The organism is Bradyrhizobium sp. Mp27, assembly GCF_029953005.1.
Classification (GTDB): Bacteria; Pseudomonadota; Alphaproteobacteria; order Rhizobiales; family Xanthobacteraceae; genus Bradyrhizobium; species Bradyrhizobium barranii.
In genome coordinates, this window is the sequence record NZ_JASAUS010000021.1 from 49,851 (window position 1) to 68,764 (window position 18,914).

The window sequence follows — 18,914 nt, forward strand, 5'->3', positions numbered from 1 at the left end:
GCGAGGCTGGTTCAGGATTTGGGCATGACGCCGGGACTGTTGTCCGGCCATTGGGCGATCAGCTTCTCGTCGATGTTGAAGTGCTGGGCGACCAGCTTGGGTGGCGTGTGCGTCAGCCAGTAAGAGAGCGACACCTCCTCGTAGCGAGGGGCCCGAAACACGCCGACGAACTGCAGCTCGGTGTCGCCGACGTTCTCGACATAGTGGCCGAGATTGCGCCGGACATAGCCGATGTCGCCGGCCGCGAAGTCCGTCGTCAACGCATTGGGGCCGGTGTCGAACACCGTCATCCGCGCCTTGCCCTTGATATAGTACTGCCACTCGTCGGCATTCGGATGCCAGTGCATCTCCCTGACAGCCCCCGGCGGCATCGACACCAGCGCCGCAGCGACGGTGGTGGCAACCTTGAAGGTGGTGCTGTCGGCGACGCGGATGCTGCCGGCGGAGCTCTCCTTGACCGGGGCCGAGCCGCCGAGCGAGTGGATGAAGGGGTAGGGCGGCGCTTCGGCGTGCTTTGCAACGGCTGCGCGATCGGCGGCGAGATCGCCGGGCACGGTCCCCTGGAAGATCCAGCGGTTGTGCAGCGGGATCTTTGCGAACGCGTCGGCCGGAACACCGAAGTTCTTCGCCAGCACCTCGGGCGGCGTGTGGGCGAACCAGTCGGTTACCAGGAGCGTGTTGAATTCATTGGCGTGGCCGTCGTCGAAACAGATCACGAACTCGCAACCATCGGGGCCCAAGCCCTGCAGAGAATGCGGCGCGCCCGGCGGAAAATACCAGAGGTCGCCGACTTTGAGGTCGCCGACATAGGGGCGCCCCTGCGTGTCGAGCACGGTGACGCGGCAGGAGCCGTAGGTCAGGATCGCCCATTCGGCAGCCTGGTGCCAATGCAGCTCGCGGATTCCGCCGGCAGCCAGCCGCATATTGACGCCGGAGATCTCCTTCGAGATGGCGAAATCCTCGACCGTGACCTGACGGGCCCAGCCGCCATTCTGGATGCGCCTCGGCGCGTTGTTGAACGAGGCCCAATCCATCGGCAGGCCGCCGACATCCGTCGGGGGCGGGGTTTGGGCTGAGGGGAAGTGCTTGGCAAGGTCCGGATCTTGAGGACCGGGATCGGACAGGCTTCCGGGGCTCTTGGCGTTCACGGCGCCTTGCGGCGGCTCGTCCGGATTGCCGAACGTTGCGGCCTGCGCGCTGGAGCCGACCATGGCGGCGCCTGCCGCGGACATGGCCAGCAAATCACGTCTTGAGAACATCTTGGGTCGCTCCTGAAAAATGTCGAAAGCCCTCCGTAGCGACGGGGCTCCAACTGACAAACCTAGTTTCCGGTCGCCGTTTCAGCTTCCGTGAACGCGCTCTTTTTGCCGGAACGCACTGGCTGCTGCGGCCGGCTCCGAACATGTGCAATTGCGAAATTCGGCGTCGTTTTGAAAAGACGGCTCGGCCCGCGCGATCCTTAACTGGCCCGGATGCCATATCGCGAGATATCGAGATGACCACGAAATCGGTTCGTCCCTACCGTGAACCCGCCGGCGGCTGGGGCGCACTCAAGGCGCTGAGCGAGGCGCTTCTGGTGCAGCGGGCGCCGCTGAAGGGCGCAGCGACGCTCAGCAGGATGAATCAGCCGGAGGGCTTTGATTGCCCCGGCTGCGCCTGGCCCGATCCGAAGCACACCTCGTCATTCGAATTCTGCGAGAACGGCGGCAAGGCGATCGCCTGGGAGACGACATCGAAGCGCTGCACGCCCGAATTCTTTGCCGAGCACACGGTCACGGAGCTCGCGAGCTGGAACGATTACGATCTCGAAATGGTCGGTCGGCTCGCCCATCCGATGGCCTATGACGCCGCATCCGACCGCTATCTCCCGGTGCAGTGGAGCGAAGCGTTCGCCATGATCGGCCGCGAGCTCAATGCGCTGCCGGATCCGAACATGGCGGAGTTCTATACGTCCGGGCGAACCTCGAACGAAGCCGCCTTCCTCTATCAGCTGTTCGTGCGCGAGTACGGCACCAACAACTTTCCCGACTGCTCGAACATGTGCCACGAGGCGACCAGCGTCGGCCTGCCGGAATCGCTCGGCGTCGGCAAGGGCACCGTGCTGCTGGAGGATTTCGACAAGGCTGATTGCATCTTCATCTTCGGCCAGAATCCGGGCACCAACAGCCCGCGGATGATGACCAGCCTGCGCAACGCGGCCCGCCGAGGGGCCTCGATCATCTCGTTCAATCCGTTCCGCGAGCGGGCGCTGGAGCGCTTCCAGGCGCCGCAGAGCCCGGTTGAGATGATCACGCTGTCGTCGACGACGATCAGCTCGAAGCTTTTCCAGGTGCGTGTCGGTGGCGACGTCGCCGTCCTCAAGGGGATCATGAAGATCCTCGTCGAAACGGACGAGGCCGCCCGTGCGGCCGAGCAGCCGGAGATCCTGGACTGGGATTTCATTCGCGGGCACACCGCCGGCATCGAAGCGCTGATCGGCGATCTCAAGCGAACGCAATGGCCCGACATCGAACGCCAGTCCGGCCTGACGCGCGAGGACCTGGAATATGCCGCGGGCGCCTATATGAAGGCGGAGCGCGCCATCATTGTCTACGGCATGGGCATTACCCAGCACCAGTGTGGTGCGCACAACGTGCAGCAGATCGCCAATCTTGCGCTCTTGCGCGGCAATGTAGGACGCGACGGCGCCGGCGTTTGTCCGGTTCGCGGTCATTCCAACGTGCAGGGCGACCGGACCGTGGGAATCACGGAGATCCCCAAGGCGGATTTCCTCGAGCGCCTCGAGCACCGCTTCGGCTTCAAGCCGCCGAGCGCGCCGGGACACAACGTCGTGACGGCATTGGAAGCAATGATCCGCGGCGAAGTGAAGGCCTTTTTCGCGATGGGCGGCAACTTTGCCGCGGCCATACCCGACTGGCAGGCGACGCAGGCCGCGCTGCGCAAGCTCGATCTGACCGTCCACGTCTCCACGAAGCTCAACCGCAGCCATCTGATCCATGGCCGCGCCGCCCTGATCCTGCCGTGCCTCGGGCGAACCGAGATCGACATTCAGGAATCGGGACCGCAGTCGATCACGGTCGAGGATTCGATGTCGATGGTCCACGCCTCGGGCGGTCGCAACAAGCCGGCATCGGAGCATCTTCTCAGCGAGGTCGCGATCATCGCAGGCCTCGCCAAGGCGACGCTCGGCGAGCGCACGGTGGTCGATTGGGACGGCTTTGTGGGCGACTACGATCGCATCCGGGATGCGATCGAGGCCGTCTTCCCTATCTTCGAGAGCTACAATGCCCGTATCCGCATTCCCGGCGGCTTCCACCTGACCTCGACCGCGCGGGAGCGCATCTGGGCAACGCCGTCCGGCAAGGCCAATTTCCTGGTGTTTGAGGGATGCGGCGAGGACCCGCCGCAGGCCGATCCGGATTTTCTGTGGCTCAGCACGATACGCAGCCACGACCAGTACAACACGACGCTCTATTCGCTGTCGGATCGCTATCGCGGCGTCTTCGGCCAGCGCGACGTGGTCTTCCTCAACGAATATGAACTGAAGAAGCGCGGGCTCGCGGACGGCGATCGCGTCGACCTGATCACGGAGTCGACCGACGGCGCCGAGCGGATCGTGCGCAACTTCCGCGTGGTGGCGTATTCGTTTCCGACCGGCTGCTGTGCCGCGTACTATCCGGAGACCAATCCGCTGGTGCCGCTCTATGCCCGCGATCCCCTCAGCTTCACGCCGTCATTCAAAGGGATCCCGATCCGCCTGGTGCGCTCGACCGCTCCGGCGCATAAGAGCAGGCGGGGTCAGGCGTCGGCATCCCGACCGGATGGCGGCGATGACGCCGGCGTCGCGATCGGCAGCGTAAACCAGAACCGGGCGCCGGTGCCAAGGCCTTCGGTGCCAAGTCCTTCGGCGTCGATCCGGCCGCCATGCGCTTCGACGATGGACCGGCAGATCGGCAGTCCCATGCCCATGCCGGACTCCTTGGTCGTGAAAAAGCTTTCGAACAGCCGGCCGGCATGTTCGGCGGAGATGCCGGGACCGTTGTCCTCCACGGAGCAACACAGGGTCGTCGCGTCCTGCGCGGCGGTGGTGATGACGATCCTGCCATGCTGGCGTCCCGCCTGAGTCATCGCTTGCACGGCGTTGATGGCCAGATTGACGATCACCTGCTGGAGCTGGGTGCGGTCGCCGAGCACGAGTGCAGCTTTCGCATCGGGCCGGTGCAGGATCGTTACGCCGCGGGATTCCATCTCGTGGCGCAGGAACAGAAGCGCCTCGCGAATGACATCGTCAAGCGACAGAACGGCACGTTCCGGCGCCTTGCGCGAAGCCATCCCGTGAACACGCGCCACGATGTCCGCGGCCCGCTTCGTATCCGTGGCCATATTTTCGATTGTACTGCGGACCTCGGCCATGTCGGGAATCGGCCTGTTCAGCCAGCGCAGACCGGCAGCGGCGTTGGTCGCGATGGCGGCCAAAGGCTGGTTGACCTCGTGCGCGATGGAGGCGGTGAGCTCGCCGAGCATCGAGACGCGCGCCGCATGCGCGAACTCCGCCTGCACCTGCCGAAGTCTCTCTTGGGCGCGGACGCGTTGCGAGATGTCGATCGTCGCGACCAGGCTTATTTCGAGGTCATTGATTGGACCGACGCGGGCCGTGGTGAAGAGAACGTCGACGACGCGGCCGTCCCACGTCACCATCTTGGTTTCTTCCTCGAAGTTCGTTTCACCGCGAAAGCGGGACTCCATGGCCCGCCGAAACGTATCCGGGCGTGCCTTCCAGGTGTCGGACATGGAACGCCCGACATAGCCGTCGACGCCCCCTCCGAACATCTGGATGGCCCGTTCGTTGGCTTCCTGAAACGAGAGCGCGTCCATGCAGGTCCGGAGAAAGTCGGGATGGCTGTCGAAATAGCTGCCGAGGTCCTTGATGCCCTCGGCTCGCAGCTTTCGGAACAGCACCACCAGTCTGCTGGCGTCGAGCTGACGGAGGGCGATCGGCATGCGGCCGAACAGGTGGCGGTAGCGCTGCTCGCTCCGCTCCAGCTCGGTGTGGTCCTTCTTCTGGGCGGTGATATCCATGACCGCGCCGATGAATCGAAATTGTCCATGCTCTTCCGACGTTCCACGGGCGACCACGCGAATGTGCCTGATCGAGCCATCGTTCAGGATCAGCCGATGTTCCAGGGAAAAGTCGTTCCTGTCGTTCGCGGCGCGATCGAGCGCGTCGCGTACGGCATTGCGATCATCGGGATGCGTACGCTTCAGGATGGTGTCGAGCGACGGCGGCAAGGTCGGCTCGAGATCGAAGATCCTGAACGTCTCTTCGGACCAGAACAGCTCGCCGCTGGCGACGTTCCAGCCAAAGCTGCCGGTGTGGCTGAGCTTCTGGGCCTCGGCGAGATAGGCAACCTGACGCCGCCGCAAGATGTCCTCTCGCTCGAGCCGGTGTTGCCGCCTGACCAAGCCGGCGATCGCAAGCAGCGACAATACGACAATGACGGCCAGCAGGGCGAGGGCGCTGGTGGTGAGGTCGATCCCGAGCAGGAAGCAAGCGACTGACAACACGCCGAGCGCAACGCCTCCCAGGACCCAAAGGGCGGGATGGGCGTAGCGCGAATGGTCGGGCCACGATGCGCGACAGAGCGTCCCCGTGTGACGGACCGTCGCGGGTTCCTTGCATTCGTGAGCGAGTCCGGGTTGGGCCAGCAGATTGAAGAGGTCCAAGAGATACTCGCCGGGCATGAGACCAATTCCCGAGCCCGGACGTCCGGACGCGGGATGCCCAAGCGATGTACCGCGCCGTGGAAAACCGGTCTTTTGCTTTTTCGCGGACCCTTTGTCAAAACGCACGGCGTCACCATGCGAGCCTGCGCGCAGATCCGGGGTATTGCCGCGGGAAGGATTCCGCGACCTTAAGCCAACGCCGCGGTGGGCCTCGTCACCCCGAATCGCCGTTCGAACTCGGCGACATCGACAACGCCGCGCCGATGGGTCCCGTCGCCGATCTTGCGGCCGCCGTCCCAGGCCTCGACTTCGAACAGAACGCTCCTGGCTTCGACGGCGACGACCCGGGCGACCGCGCGCACGGTGCGGCCGACCGGCGTCGCCGCCAGATGACGGACGTCGACCATCATCCCGACGCTGACATAGCCGGTCGGCAGGGACGGCTGGATCGCCGATCCCGCCGCCATCTCCATGTGTAGGATCATCATCGGCGTGCCGTAGACTTCAGGCATTCCCGGGACCACGTAGCCGACCGTCATCTCCGCCGTGACGGTCACCAGCTTCTCTGCCGTCATGCCGGCGGTCAACTTCTCAAGCGGATTCATGGCTCAACGTATCTGCCTCGCTCGTGGATGGAGTGGGTGTCGCGGCCGCGCGCGGCTTGCGCCCGGTCAGCCAATTGCCGAGCCGGTCGAGATAGAGATAAACCACGGGCGTGGTGTAGAGCGTCAGGATCTGCGAGAGCATCAAGCCGCCGACGATCGTGTAGCCGAGCGGCTGGCGCAGTTCGGCGCCGGTGCCGTTGCCGAGCATCAGAGGCACACCGCCGAGTAGCGCGGCCATGGTCGTCATCAGGATCGGACGGAAGCGGAGCGTGCAGGCCTGGTAGATCGCTTCCTCAGGGCTCAGCCCTTGCTTGCGCTCCACCTCGAGGGCGAAGTCGACCAGCATGATGCCATTCTTCTTGACGATGCCGATCAGCAGGATGATGCCGATGATGGCGATGACGCTGAGATCCATGTGGACTGCCAGGAGCAGCAGCAGCGCGCCGATGCCGGCGGAAGGCAGCGTCGACAGGATCGTGATCGGATGGATCAGGCTCTCATAGAGGACGCCGAGGATGATGTAGATCACGATCAGCGCCGCCCCGATCAGCAACGGTGTGCCGGACAGGGAAGACTGGAAGGCTTGCGCGTTGCCCTGGAACGAGGTCGACAGCGAGGCGGGCTTGCCGGTGTCCTTCTCGATCTTCTGGATCGCCGTCACCGCATCGCCGAGCGCCACGCCGGGCCGCAGGTTGAACGAGATCGTGACGGAGGGAAACAGGCCCTGGTGATTGATCAGAATCGGCGCCGGCATGATGACGCTGTGGACTAGCGTGCTCAGGGGGACCTGTTGGCCGGTCGCCGAGTTGAGATAGATGTCCTTGAGCGCGTCGGGCCCATACTGGAAGGCTGGATCGACCTCCATGACCACGTGGTACTGGTTCAGCGAGGTGAACATGGTAGAGACGATGCGCTGGCCGAACGCGTCGTCGAGGGTGTTGTCGATCGTCGTGGGCAGGATGCCGAAGCTCGAGGCGACTTCGCGATTGACGGTGACCTGCAGCCTCGGGCCGGCATTGGCCTGGTCGCTGGCGACGTCGGTGATGAGGTCGAGCGAGCGGAGCTTCTCCAGGAAGATCGCCGACCAGTGGTTGAGTTCGTTGGAATCGGCGTCCGTCAGCGTGAACTGATACTGCGTCTTCGACAGGCGTGCGCCGATCGTGATGTCCTGGGCCGACTGCATGTAAAGCTTGATGCCCTGGATATGGGCGAGCCGGGGTTCCAGCCGCGCGATCACCTGGTCGGCGCTTGCCTTGCGTTCGGGCTTCGGCTTCAGGACGATGAAGATGCGTCCCTGGTTGAGGGTCGCCGTCGGCCCGCCTGGACCGATATAGCTGGCCACCGATTGGATTGCCGGATCCTTTGACAGCACGTCGACGATCGCTTGCTGGCGTTCGGACATGGCGGGGAAGGAAATGTCCTGGGCAGCCTCGGTGATGCCGACGATCTGTCCGGTGTCCTGTTGCGGGAAGAAGCCTTTCGGGATGATCACATAGAGATAGCCGGTCAGCGCGATGGTCGAGAGCATCACGAGCAGCGTCGCGAAGCGATGACGCAACACGACCCGCAGGCCGCGCGCGTACAGCGCAAGCAGGCCGTCGAAGCCGCGCTCGAACAGGAGATAGAGCCGGCCGTGCTTTCTCCGCGATTCGTCCTTCAAGAGGCGCGCGCACATCATCGGGGTCAAAGTCAGTGAGATGACCAGCGACAGCAGCAGCGATGCGGTGATCGTGACGGCGAATTCCTGGAACAGTTTTCCGACGTAGCCGCCCATTAGGAACAGCGGGAGGAACACCGCGATCAGCGACAGGGTGATGGAGACGATCGTGAAGCCGATCTCGCTGGAGCCTTTGAGCGCCGCCTCCATCGGGGTCATGCCCTGCTCGAGATGGCGCACGATGTTCTCGATCACCACCACGGCATCGTCGACCACGAATCCGACCGCGATCGACAGGGCCATCAGCGAGAGGTTGTCGAGGCTGTAGCCGAGCACATAGAGGATCGCGAAGGTGCCGATCAGCGCCAGGGGAACCGTGATCGCCGGGATGACGGTGGCCCAGAAATTCCTCAGGAACAGGAATATCACCATCACCACCAAGGCGACGGTCAACATCAGCGTGAATTGCACATCGGAAACCGCGGCGCGAATCGTGGCGGTGCGGTCGGCGGCGATCGTCACCTTGATCGCCGGCGGAACGGAGGCCTGCAGCTGCGGCAGCAGTTTCTTGATGCGATCGACGGTTTCGATGACGTTGGCGCCGGGAACGCGCTGGACGGCCAGGATGATGGCGGGGTCCTTGCCGTACCAGCCGGCCAGCAGGTCGTTTTCGGGCGCCTCGATCGCCGAGCCGATGTCGCGCAGCCGCACCGGCGAGCCGTTGCGATAGGCGATGATGAGGTTTTCATAGGCGGCGGGCTTCAGCAACTGGTCGTTGGTATTCAGCGTATAGGTCACGCGCGGGCTGTTGAGCGTGCCCTTGGGCAGGTCGACATTGGCGCCGGCGATCACGGTGCGGACGTCTTCGAGGCCGATGCCGCGGGCGGCCAGCGCCTGCGGATTGACGCGGATGCGGATCGCGGGCTTCTGTTGGCCGCCGATACCGACCAGGCCCACGCCCGGCACTTGGGAAATCTTGGGCAGCAGGATGTTTTCCGCGTAGGCATCCACCGTGGTCATCGGCAGCGAGTCCGACGTCAGCGCGATCAGCATGATCGGCGTTTCCGCCGGGTTCACCTTCCTGATCGTCGGCGGGTAGGGGATGTTCTGCGGCAGGAACGGGCTCGCGGCATTGATCGCGGAGAGCACGTCGACCGCCGCGCTGTCCACCGTGCGCGACAACTCGAACTGGACCGTGAGCTGGGCGACGCCGAGTGCGCTGGACGAGGTGAGCTGCGTGACGCCGGGGATCTGGCTGAGCTGCTGTTCGAGTGGCGTGGCAACCGACGAGGCGATGGTTCCGGGGTCGGCGCCGGGCAGTTGCGCCGAGATCTGGATCGTCGGGTAATTGACGTTCGGCAGCGCGCCGACCGGCAACAGGGGATAGGCCGCGAGGCCGCACAGCAGCAGGCCCGCCATCAGCAGAGCGGTTGCAATCGGCCGCAGGATGAAGGGCGCGGACAGGTTCATGGGAGCGCGTCCTGCACGGAGCTTTGCAGGTCGGCTTCGCGCGCGGCCTTGCCGTGCAGTTCCCGAACCTGGCTTCCTTCCGTCAGCCGATACTGACCGTCGACGACGACGGTATCGCCTGATTTCAGTCCCTGGTCGATCAGGGCCTGCCCCTCGCTGATCTGCGCGACGTGAACAGGACGCAAGGAAGCGGTCTGGTTCGGAGAGATGACATAGACATAACTGCCGTTCGGGCCCTGCTGGACTGCGGAGCCGGCGACCGTCAGCGCATCCTGCTCAATCTTCAGCAGCAGCCGGGCATTCACCAACTGTCCCGGCCACAGCCGGTGATCGTGATTGGCGAACTCGGCCTTGAGCTGGACGGTGCCGGTCGTCCCTGCGATCTCGTTGTTGACGAGCAGCAGCGTGCCTTCGCCGAGCTTCATCTTGTTGTCCTGGCTGTAGGCGATGACTTTCAACTGGCCTTTTGCTTCGTGTTCCTGGATCACAGGCAGATCCGTCTGCGGAAGGGTGAACAGCAGCGAAATCGGCTCGATCTGGGTGACGACGACGAGACCGTTCGGGTCGGTCGGATGAATCACGTTGCCGACATCGATCTGGCGGACGCCGGTGATGCCGGGAATGGCCGATGTCAGGCGTGTGTAGCTGAGCTGGACGTTGGCCTCGTCGATCTGCGCCTGGTCCGCTTTCACGGCGGCCTTGAGTTGGGCCACCTGCGCGGTCTGCGTCTCGATCAGCTGCGGGGTCGCATAGCCCTTGTCACCGAGCTTATTGTAGCGGGAGAGATTGGCTTCGGCATTGGTGAGTTGGGCCTGATCTCGGTCGCGATTGGCCGTCAATTGCTCGATCTGGGCCTCGTAGGGACGCGGGTCGATCTGGGCGAGCAGATCGCCGGCCTTGACGGTCTGTCCCTCGGTGAAGGCGATCTTGACGATCTGTCCCTGAATCTGGCTGCGCACGACATCGGTGTTGTAGGCGATCACGGTGCCGATGCCGCGCAGATAGATCGGAACGTCCTTGCCGATGACCGCGGCGGTGACCACCGGTACGGCCGCGGGCACTGGCGCGGCGGCGACGACCGGCTTCCGGTCCGCGGCGAAGAACCAGAGGCCGGCTCCGACGAGGATCGCGGCGAGAGCGACAAGCGCGATGGCGAGATTTCGTTTCATGAGATCGTCCTGATGTCAGGGATTGCTTGAGCCGCTCATCGAAGTCGTGCTGTCCGTTGCGGCAGGGCCTTGCACCGGGACGGACGGACTGATTCCGGCACCGCCGAGCTCGGTGGCTCCGAGCGGTATCCCGACGCGTCCGACCGTCGATGCTGAAGGCAGCGGAGACGCCGCCGTGATGCTGCCGTTGCAGGTGACGGATGGGCCCCCGGACAGTCCGCCGCCGTCGAACAAGGCTCCGGACGAGGCGGTATTGCCGGATCCGGCGCAACCCGCCGTGCTTTGCGCCGGATTAAGCGGCGAAATGCCGGGCGTTGCGATCTCGGTCGATCCCAGTGGAACGCCGACGGGCCGCGTGGATTGCGGATTGAGCGGCGACGTCGCCAGCATGCCGGTGGAAGGCTGCGTTCCCGGCATGGTCGTTTGAGCGATCGTAGCAGCCGGGACGAGCCACAGCATGCCGGCCGTGAGCGCCACGGCGGGCTGCATCAGGGTGAATCGGCGCGAGCTGGATCTTCCCGAGCCGACGTCGTTCGATGAGTGCTGCTCTCGCATGGAAAATGCTCCGGCTGAATGCTGTCGAGCACTAGAGAGGTGCGGAACGGTGGGGTATTTCCAGAACGCACGTCCCGCTACCCGGCAGCACGACGGCAACGGGCATTCGACGCGTCGAGAGCGGCCATTCGTCTTCGTTCGGCCGCGTCGCCGAGTTGCCTCGCCGATGACAGCGCCGTTGGCCGGCCTTGGCTTTGGTTCGATTTCGCTATTTCAGAATGTCCCGCACATGCGCGAGTTCCCGGCTGCATGTGCCTGTGTCGCCGTTTTGATCGGCGGTACGCGCGCGATCAAGCGAATCAAGCGCATCCGTGAAAACGGCTCCGCGGCTGCCTTCGGCCCCTGCAATCGAGCGAGGCGTCGGTTGATAACTGCGTAGTGCGCTGAGGCTTTCCCGCTGCCAGCCGTGGGCGCCCGCGTCTTTTTCGATGGCCCGATCCAGTTGGACCTGGGTTTCGCTATGTCGTCCGCACAGGTGCCTGCACGCGCGGGCGAAGCTGCGCACAACAGGATGAGAAGCGCGATCTGAAGATTTGCCGTGGATGTCATGTGTCCGATCCCATGCATGGAGTTCAAGCAGCATCAGATGGGGCCTCTTGAACGACAAAGCGGATCGTTCGTCTTTCGCGTATGAACGCCGGCCGTTCACAGTAATGAGAGGTCTGTACGCCTGACATATAAGCTGCGTTTTGAAGTGCGCGCCCTAGCTAGGCAGCGTCCCGAGGATGCGCGAGGAGCCGCTGTCTCGATCGGCATGTCCCGACGTGCGAAGTGGCAAGGGCCGTTGTTTGCCGAAATACGCCGGCAAGTGTCGACACTACTGTCGCACCATTCCAACCCGGAGTGATCCCGACATGAAACACCTCAACGCTGGCCTCGCCTTCGCTGCCGCTCTCTCCCTGTTCGCGACCGTCGCCCCGGCGCGCGCTGAACCCCCGAAGAACATCGTCCTGGTGCACGGCGCCTGGGTCGATGCGTCCGGCTGGAAGCCGGTCTACGAGATCCTGACCAAGGAAGGCTTCCGCGTCAGCATGCTGCAGGAGCCCGAGACGTCGTTTGGCGATGATGTCACGGCGGCGAAGCGGCTGCTCGATCTCCAGAATGGCCCGACGCTTCTGGTCGGCCACAGCTATGGCGGCTCGATCATCACCGAGGCGGGTGTTCATCCCAATGTCGTCGGCCTGGTCTACGTCGCTGCGCATGCGCCCGACGTCGGAGAGGACGAAGCGGCGCTGGGCAAGAAGACGCCGAGCGTACTTGGAAAGACCGAAGGCGCCATCAAGGTCACGCCCGACAAATTCACCTATCTCGATCCCGTGCAATTCCCCAAGCTGTTCGCGCCCGATCTGCCGCGCGAGCAGGCGGAGTTCGAATCACGCTCCCAGGTTCTGGCCGCGACGCAGGTGTTCAGCACGCCGCTGACGGCGGCCGCGTGGAAGACCAAGCCGAGCTGGGGCATCGTTGCCGGCAACGACCAGATCATCAATCCGGATCTCGAGCGCTGGTATTACGAGCGCGCCAAGAGCCACACCACCGTGATCCCGGGTGCAAGCCACTCGGTCTACGAGTCGCATCCGAAGGAAGTGGCGGAGATCATCACCCGTGCCGCTCGCAGCATCGATCAACCGGCCACCCGCTGACGCGTTTTGCCGGTCCTGACGCACGGCCGGCAGAAGGAAGGACGGCGGGAGAGACAGCACTCCCGCCGGCCCGACTCCACCTCTGGAGAGTTCCATGAGCATAACCGAGGCGACCGGCACAGTTCCGGATTGGAGCGGAGCCAACGCCACAAAGGAGCAAACGTCGTGACGAGCTGGCAAAATAACCGCGCCGCGCGCGATGCCCGCATCGCGGCCGGTGCTGGACTTGCCCGCGGCAAAGTCGTGGAAGCGTCCGACGCAACGCGTCTGCTGGAGGCCGTGATCCGGCCGGGTGACCGGGTTTGCCTCGAAGGCGATAACCAGAAGCAGGCGGATCTCTTGAGCCGCGCGCTGCTGGCGGTCGATCTGTCCAAGGTCAACGATCTGCACATGGTGCAGTCGGGCGTCGTTCTGCCCGAACATCTGGACCTGTTCGACCGCGGGGTCGCGAAGCGGCTCGATTATGCCTATTCAGGGCCGCAATCGGCGCGCATCGCACGCATGCTGTTCGGCGGCAAGATCGAGCTGGGTGCGGTTCACACCTATCTCGAACTGTTCGCGCGCTACTTCATCGATCTCACCCCGCACGTCGCCCTGATCGCCGCCGTCAGCGCCGACCGTGACGGCAATCTCTACACCGGTCCGAACACCGAGGACACGCCCACCGTGGTGGAGGCAACGGCGTTCAAGGACGGCGTCGTGATCGCCCAGGTCAACGAGATCGTCGAGACGGTTCCGCGGGTCGATATCCCGGCCGACCGCGTCCATTTCGTCGTCAAGTCCGACAAGCCGTTCTTCGTCGAGCCGCTGTTCACGCGCGATCCGGCGGCGATCACCGAGGGGCAGATCCTGACCGCGATGCTCGCGATCAAGGGGATCTACGCGCCCTATGGCGTGCAGCGGATCAATCACGGGATCGGCTTCAGCACGGCCGCGATCGAACTCCTGCTACCGACGTTCGGCGAGAGGTTGGGCCTGAAGGGCAGAATCGCAACCCATTTCGCCTTGAATCCGCATCCCGCGCTCATTCCCGCGATCGAGTCCGGTTGGGTCCGGCAGATCCACTCGTTCGGCTCGGAGGTCGGCATGGACGAGTACATCCGGGCGCGATCCGACGTCTATTTCACCGGTCCCGACGGTTCGCTGCGCTCCAACCGCGCGTTTTGCCAGACCGCCGGGCTCTATGCCTGCGACATGTTCATCGGCTCCACGCTGCAGATCGATCTCCAGGGAAATTCCTCGACCATCACCACCTCGCGCATCGCCGGGTTCGGCGGCGCGCCGAACATGGGCTCGGACGCACGCGGGCGCAGGCATCCGAGCGAGCCCTGGCTGAAGGCCGGCGCGGAGGCCGATCCGGACAGCCCGGCGCCGCTGCGCCGAGGCCGCAAGCTGGTGGTGCAGATTGGCGAGACTTTCGGCGACAAGAACGTCCCGTTGTTCGTCGAGAAGCTCGATGCGATCGAACTCGCCGAGAAGCTGAACCTCGAGCTCGCGCCGGTGATGATCTACGGCGACGACGTCACGCACATCGTCACCGAGGAGGGCGTGGCGAACCTCCTGTTGTGCCGTACGGCGCAAGAACGCGAGCAGGCGATCCGCGGCGTCGCCGGATACACCGATGTCGGTCGCGGGCGGGATCGCAGCATGGTCGCGCAGCTGCGCGAGCGCGGCGTGATCCGGCGGCCGGAAGATATCGGCATCAATCCGCTCGATGCGGATCGCAACATGCTGGCGGCGGAAGTGCTGGTCGAGCGCGTCCTGCCGGATGCTGAATGCGCCGTCGAGATCAAAACCGCGGCGATGGGCTTCGGCGAAGTCTGGAGCGCCGTCATTGGCGATTTCGTCGAGCGCTATTCGCCCGGCGGGCTGAAATTCTCCATCAATGACGGCGGCGCGCGCCCCGACACGGTCTCGCTTCGGCTGGCGCAGGCGGTGCGATTGATCGCGGGGAGCGAGCAATGACGGCGCCGCTCCAGCACGTCGCCCCGGCCGAACGGGCCCGCAGCACAAGCTTCAACGAGGCATCGGCGCGGACGAGGCTTGATCTGCTGCTTGATGCCGGCAGCCTGGTCGAGTTCATCGGGCCGGAACAGCGCGAGGTCAGTCCGCATCTGGAGATATTCGGCCTTCCCGAGCAGTTCGATGACGGCATCGTCGTCGGCCATGGCCGGCTCGGTGGCGCGCCGGTCTTCGTCGCCGCGCAGGAAGGACGTTTCATGGGCGGCGCCTTCGGCGAGGTGCACGGCGCCAAACTGCTGGGTCTGCTCCGCGCAGCGCGCGAGATCGGATCGATCCCCGTTCTGATCCTGCTCGATACCGGCGGAGTCCGGTTGCAGGAGGCCAATGCCGGTGAGCTCGCCATCGCCGAGATCATGCGCGCGGTGATGGAGGCGCGTAGCGCCGGCGTGAAGGTCATCGGCCTGATCGGCGGGCGCTCGGGCTGCTATGGCGGCGGCGGCCTGATCGCAGGCTGTTGCTCCGCGCTCGCCGTGTCGGAGGCGGGACGCATCGCGGTTTCGGGCCCCGAGGTGATCGAGACCAATCGCGGCGTCGAGGAGTTCGACTCCCGTGACCGTGCCCTGGTCTGGCGCACCATGGGCGGCAAGCACCGGCGGCTGCTTGGTGCGGCCGACGTCTTCGCCGATGACACCGTGCAGGACTTTCGCGAGGCCGCACTCGAGCTGATCGGGTTGATCGGCCCCTTCGGCCTCGACCGGCTCAGGGCGGAGCAGGGGCGTCTGGCCGACAGGTTGCGCCGCTTCGGCGCTTGCCAGGACGCCGTCGATATCTGGACGGCCGAAGGTGTTGCGCATGCGGAAACGGTGCCGGAATTGCCGGCCGACCAGTTCATTGCGCTCGCTAACAGGATCGGGAGGAGCAGCCGTGACGCTCGATGACATTCTCGCCTCGCTGTTTCCCGACGGCCATGAGGTCAGGAACGACAATGGCGTCATTGCCGGCGCGGCGACGCTGCGGTCCGGCGGCAGGATACTCGTGATTGGTGTTGCTGATCGGACTGCGCTTGGCGTCGACGAGGCGATCAGACTTTCCGCGCACGTCCTGGAGTCGATCGACCGGGGGAGCGGGCCGATCATGGTGCTCGTCGACAGTGACAGCCAGCGCATGAGCAAGCGTGACGAGCTGCTCGGGCTCAACGAATTCCTCGCGCATCTGGCGAAAGTGCTGATCCACGCGGACATGCACGGCCGCCCCACCATCGGTCTACTCTACGGCCACTCGGCGGCGGGGGCCCTGCTTGCGACGGGCCTTGCAACGCGCGTGCTGGTCGGATTGCCCGGCGCCTCTCCCGCGGTGATGGATCTGCCGTCGATGGCGAAGGTCACCAAATTGTCGATGGCCGCTCTTGAGGAGAAAGCCAAATCGACGCCGGTGTTCGCGCCGGGGCTCTCCAATCTCGAGCAGATGGGTGCCGTTCATATGACATGGAGCGACGCCACCTCACTCGCAGACCAGCTGGATGCGCTGCTCGCCGACATGCCGGCTGCGCGGGATCGAAGAGATGCGCTCGGCAAGGAGCGCGGTGGCCGGCCGAAGGCCGCCGATATCGCGGAGCGCGTTCGTGATCTCGCCCTGCAAACCCGGTGAACCGCCGGCCGGTCGCCACGACCTCGTCTTTGTCAGCCCGCAGGGGTGGCGCGCGATGATCGGGATGCGCGACGATCTCGCAGCCGACCCGCTGGTGTCGCGCTGGTCCGAAATGGGATGGCCGACGATCAGGCGGCGCGCTCTGCCTTGCGAAGCGACCGGCCTTGCGCTCGGCCTGCCGTTGCCGCCCTCCGCCGGCAAGAAGCGGCTGTCGTTTCTCGCGGATATCGACCACGTCACCTCGATCGCAAGGCCGCCCGCGCTGCGGCAGGTGCGCGCCTCGGCGCCGCGCAATTGGTGGCCGACGCTCGATCGGCTCGACGGGCTCGCGCTTCGTCATTCGGTGGACGTGCGCGTGTTCGGCAGCCTCGCATGGCAATCGCTGACCGGGCTCGATTACGTGACCGCTCGTTCCGACCTCGATGTCCTGTTCGCGTTCCCCCGCGAAACCGATCTGGATCGTCTTGCCGCCGAATTGGCTGCGATCGAGACCGATGCGCCGATGCGGCTCGATGGCGAATTGATGCGCGCGGATGGTGCAGCGGTGAACTGGCGCGAATTCCACGCCGGCACGGACCAGCTTCTGGTCAAGACCATCAGGTGCGTGGGCCTGCTCGACAGGGATCGATTCATTTCGGGAGCGATGGGATCATGATCACAGCGGCCGCGCGAAGCATTGAACCGCTTGTTTCCAGCCGGGGGCAGATGGCGTCCGGTGTCCGGGCCATCGGCGGCTTCGCTGCCGATTGCCTTGCCATGGAGCTGGAAACCTGGCCCAAGCCGGGGCTCGTGAGCCATGTCGACAATGGTAGTCACGTCGACATGGATGCCGGCACGTTTCGTCGCAGCGCTGCGGCCATCAGGCCTTACCTTCAAAGTCTTGCCGAAGCGGGCGCGCTCGGCTGCGGCATGGGAGTGCTGCGGGTCATCGGCCTGGAGGCCGAACATGCGATGCTCGAGGCGACCTCGGGCGTCAATACGCATCGCGGCGCGATCTTCGGTCTTGGCCTGTTGTGCGCGGCGGCCGGTGCGAGGGCCGGCGGGCTGGTCGATCCGGCGCGTCCGCTCGGCGACGTCGTGGCACGCCTCTGGGGCGCCAGCATACTCGACGGTCCGGTGCTGCTGCACAGCCATGGTAGTGCTGCTCGCCGCCGCTTTCGCGCAGGCGGAGCCCGTATCGAGGCGGCGAGCGGGTTTCCCAGCGTCTACCGGATCGGCTTGCCGGCCCTGCGGAGAACAATGCCTGCCACGCCCGAGGATGCGGAAGCGGCCCGGGTCGAAGCGTGCTTTGCCCTGATTGCGTCGGTGGAAGACACGAATCTGCTGCATCGTGGCGGGCTCGAGGGGCTTCGTTTTGCGCGTCGCGCGGCACGTCGCTTCATCGACGCCGGCGGCGTGCGCGCTCCCGGCTGGCGCGTCAGCGCGCGATGGATCCATGAAAGCTTCGTCGCCCGTCGTCTCAGTCCCGGTGGCTCGGCTGACCTGCTTGCGATGTCGCTCTTCGTCGATGCCCACGACGCGCCGGGGCCATGATGTCCAATGCAATCCTGATGGCGCTGGTGCCGGTGTTCTTCGTTTTGCTGCTGGGATACACCGCCGGAAGGTTTCATGTCGTCGACAATCTCCATGTCGATGCTCTCAACGCACTCGTGATGGATTTCGCCGTGCCGGCGTCGCTGTTCGCCGCGACCGCTTCGGCGTCGCGCAGCGAGATGATCGAGCAGGTTCCGCTGTTTCTGGTGCTCGGCATAACGATGTCGTTGCTCTACGCCGCCTGGTATCTTGCCGCGCGCAGGTTGTTCAAGGCGTCGCGGCCCGATGCGTCGATTCAGGCACTCACGGTCGGCTTTCCAAATCTTGCCGGCGTCGGTCTTCCAATCCTGACATCCGTCGCGGGACAGGCGGGTGCCGTTCCGGTCGCCGTCGCATTGGCAACCGGTTCGGTCCTCATCAGCCCGGTGACCCTGATCATGGCGGAAATGGACGCCGCCAGGGCCCGTGGCGAGGAAATGGCGGCGCGGCAGATGCTGACGGCAGTGGGGCGTGCGATCACCAAGCCGGTCGTGCTCGCGCCCGTGTTCGGCATCCTGTTTTCGGTGTCGGATCTGAGCCTCGACGCGCTCGCTCATGCGTGCCTCGCGCTGATCGGGAGTTCGGCCGCCGGCGTCGCACTGTTCCTCACCGGAGCCATCCTGTCGGCACAGTCGTTCCGCCTGAACTGGAAGATCGCGGCCGCAACCGTCGCCGCGGACGTGGTTCGGCCGCTCGCAGCCGTTGCAATCACTCACGTCTTTCCAATCGCTCCCGACACAGCGAGGACGGCTATTCTGCTCGCCGCGGTGCCTTCCGGCTTTTTCGGCATCCTGTTTGCAGTCAACTACCGGCTGGACTCCGCAGCGGTCGGATCGATGGTTATTTCGAGCACCGGATTCAGCGTCGCGACCATGGCGGTCGCGATCGCCGTGCTCTTTCCGCACTAGGCGGC

The 18,914-nt window shown here is 64.8% G+C and carries 14 protein-coding genes and 1 pseudogene; 9 read left to right on the plus strand and 6 right to left on the minus strand.

Translation table 11 applies throughout. From position 1 onward, the window contains the following. Positions 1-11: 11 nt before the first annotated feature. A complete protein-coding gene (locus tag QJT78_RS14275) occupies positions 12-1,259 on the minus strand; it encodes an oxalate decarboxylase family bicupin (RefSeq protein ID WP_028153089.1) in 1,248 nt (415 codons plus the stop codon). Between the two features lie 236 nt (positions 1,260-1,495). Between QJT78_RS14275 and QJT78_RS14280 the strand changes: the two are divergent. Continuing rightward, positions 1,496-3,769, plus strand: a pseudogene (locus tag QJT78_RS14280) (FdhF/YdeP family oxidoreductase); the annotation flags it as partial. 29 nt (positions 3,770-3,798) lie between these two features. On the opposite strand, the gene QJT78_RS14285 reads toward QJT78_RS14280, so the two are convergent. The 4 genes from QJT78_RS14285 to QJT78_RS14300 form a co-directional block, all read right to left on the minus strand. Beyond that, positions 3,799-5,742: an ATP-binding protein gene (locus QJT78_RS14285; RefSeq protein WP_080586518.1), complete on the minus strand. Its 1,944-nt coding sequence runs from the start codon at positions 5,740-5,742 to the stop codon at positions 3,799-3,801. Between the two features lie 170 nt (positions 5,743-5,912). Next, on the minus strand, positions 5,913-6,329 hold the full coding sequence (locus QJT78_RS14290; protein ID WP_038942627.1) for a thioesterase family protein: 417 nt from the start codon (positions 6,327-6,329) through the stop codon (positions 5,913-5,915). After that, positions 6,316-9,456 (minus strand): efflux RND transporter permease subunit, encoded by a 3,141-nt coding sequence (locus QJT78_RS14295; protein WP_038942628.1) that lies wholly within the window; start codon positions 9,454-9,456, stop codon positions 6,316-6,318. Before QJT78_RS14295 ends, QJT78_RS14290 begins: the two co-directional genes overlap by 14 nt. Beyond that, a complete protein-coding gene (locus tag QJT78_RS14300; RefSeq protein WP_038942629.1) occupies positions 9,453-10,625 on the minus strand; it encodes an efflux RND transporter periplasmic adaptor subunit in 1,173 nt (390 codons plus the stop codon). Before QJT78_RS14300 ends, QJT78_RS14295 begins: the two co-directional genes overlap by 4 nt. Before the next feature lie 22 nt (positions 10,626-10,647). On the opposite strand from QJT78_RS14300, the gene QJT78_RS14305 reads away from it, so the two are divergent. Continuing rightward, positions 10,648-11,052 carry a hypothetical protein gene (locus tag QJT78_RS14305; protein WP_080586519.1) on the plus strand — a complete coding sequence of 135 codons (405 nt, stop codon included), beginning with the start codon at positions 10,648-10,650 and terminating at the stop codon, positions 11,050-11,052. A 336-nt stretch (positions 11,053-11,388) separates the two neighbouring features. Here the strand turns inward: QJT78_RS14305 and QJT78_RS14310 are convergent, their stop codons facing one another. Beyond that, a complete protein-coding gene (locus tag QJT78_RS14310; protein WP_240537725.1) occupies positions 11,389-11,763 on the minus strand; it encodes a hypothetical protein in 375 nt (124 codons plus the stop codon). A gap of 271 nt (positions 11,764-12,034) precedes the next feature. Here QJT78_RS14310 and QJT78_RS14315 point away from each other — a divergent pair, with 271 nt between their 5' ends. The 7 genes from QJT78_RS14315 (at position 12,035) to QJT78_RS14345 (ending at position 18,909) form a co-directional block, all read left to right on the plus strand. After that, the gene (locus QJT78_RS14315) at positions 12,035-12,820 is read left to right on the plus strand and encodes an alpha/beta hydrolase (protein ID WP_038944764.1); all 786 of its coding nucleotides are present in this window, start codon (positions 12,035-12,037) and stop codon (positions 12,818-12,820) included. Positions 12,821-12,985: 165 nt separating this feature from the next. Then, on the plus strand, positions 12,986-14,785 hold the full coding sequence (gene mdcA, locus QJT78_RS14320) for a malonate decarboxylase subunit alpha (RefSeq protein ID WP_080586750.1): 1,800 nt from the start codon (positions 12,986-12,988) through the stop codon (positions 14,783-14,785). After that, positions 14,782-15,720 (plus strand): biotin-independent malonate decarboxylase subunit beta, encoded by a 939-nt coding sequence (locus QJT78_RS14325; RefSeq protein WP_038944762.1) that lies wholly within the window; start codon positions 14,782-14,784, stop codon positions 15,718-15,720. Before mdcA ends, QJT78_RS14325 begins: the two co-directional genes overlap by 4 nt. Next, positions 15,707-16,429 carry a biotin-independent malonate decarboxylase subunit gamma gene (gene mdcE, locus QJT78_RS14330; protein WP_038944761.1) on the plus strand — a complete coding sequence of 241 codons (723 nt, stop codon included), beginning with the start codon at positions 15,707-15,709 and terminating at the stop codon, positions 16,427-16,429. Before QJT78_RS14325 ends, mdcE begins: the two co-directional genes overlap by 14 nt. Further along, positions 16,404-17,084: a malonate decarboxylase holo-[acyl-carrier-protein] synthase gene (mdcG, locus tag QJT78_RS14335; RefSeq protein WP_038944760.1), complete on the plus strand. Its 681-nt coding sequence runs from the start codon at positions 16,404-16,406 to the stop codon at positions 17,082-17,084. The genes mdcE and mdcG overlap by 26 nt, the downstream gene beginning before the upstream one ends. Further along, positions 17,081-17,962 carry a triphosphoribosyl-dephospho-CoA synthase MdcB gene (gene mdcB / locus QJT78_RS14340; RefSeq protein ID WP_038944759.1) on the plus strand — a complete coding sequence of 294 codons (882 nt, stop codon included), beginning with the start codon at positions 17,081-17,083 and terminating at the stop codon, positions 17,960-17,962. The genes mdcG and mdcB overlap by 4 nt, the downstream gene beginning before the upstream one ends. Then, positions 17,959-18,909, plus strand: a complete 951-nt coding sequence (locus QJT78_RS14345) for an AEC family transporter (protein ID WP_038944758.1) — start codon at positions 17,959-17,961, stop codon at positions 18,907-18,909. Before mdcB ends, QJT78_RS14345 begins: the two co-directional genes overlap by 4 nt. The last annotated feature ends 5 nt before the right edge of the window (positions 18,910-18,914 follow it).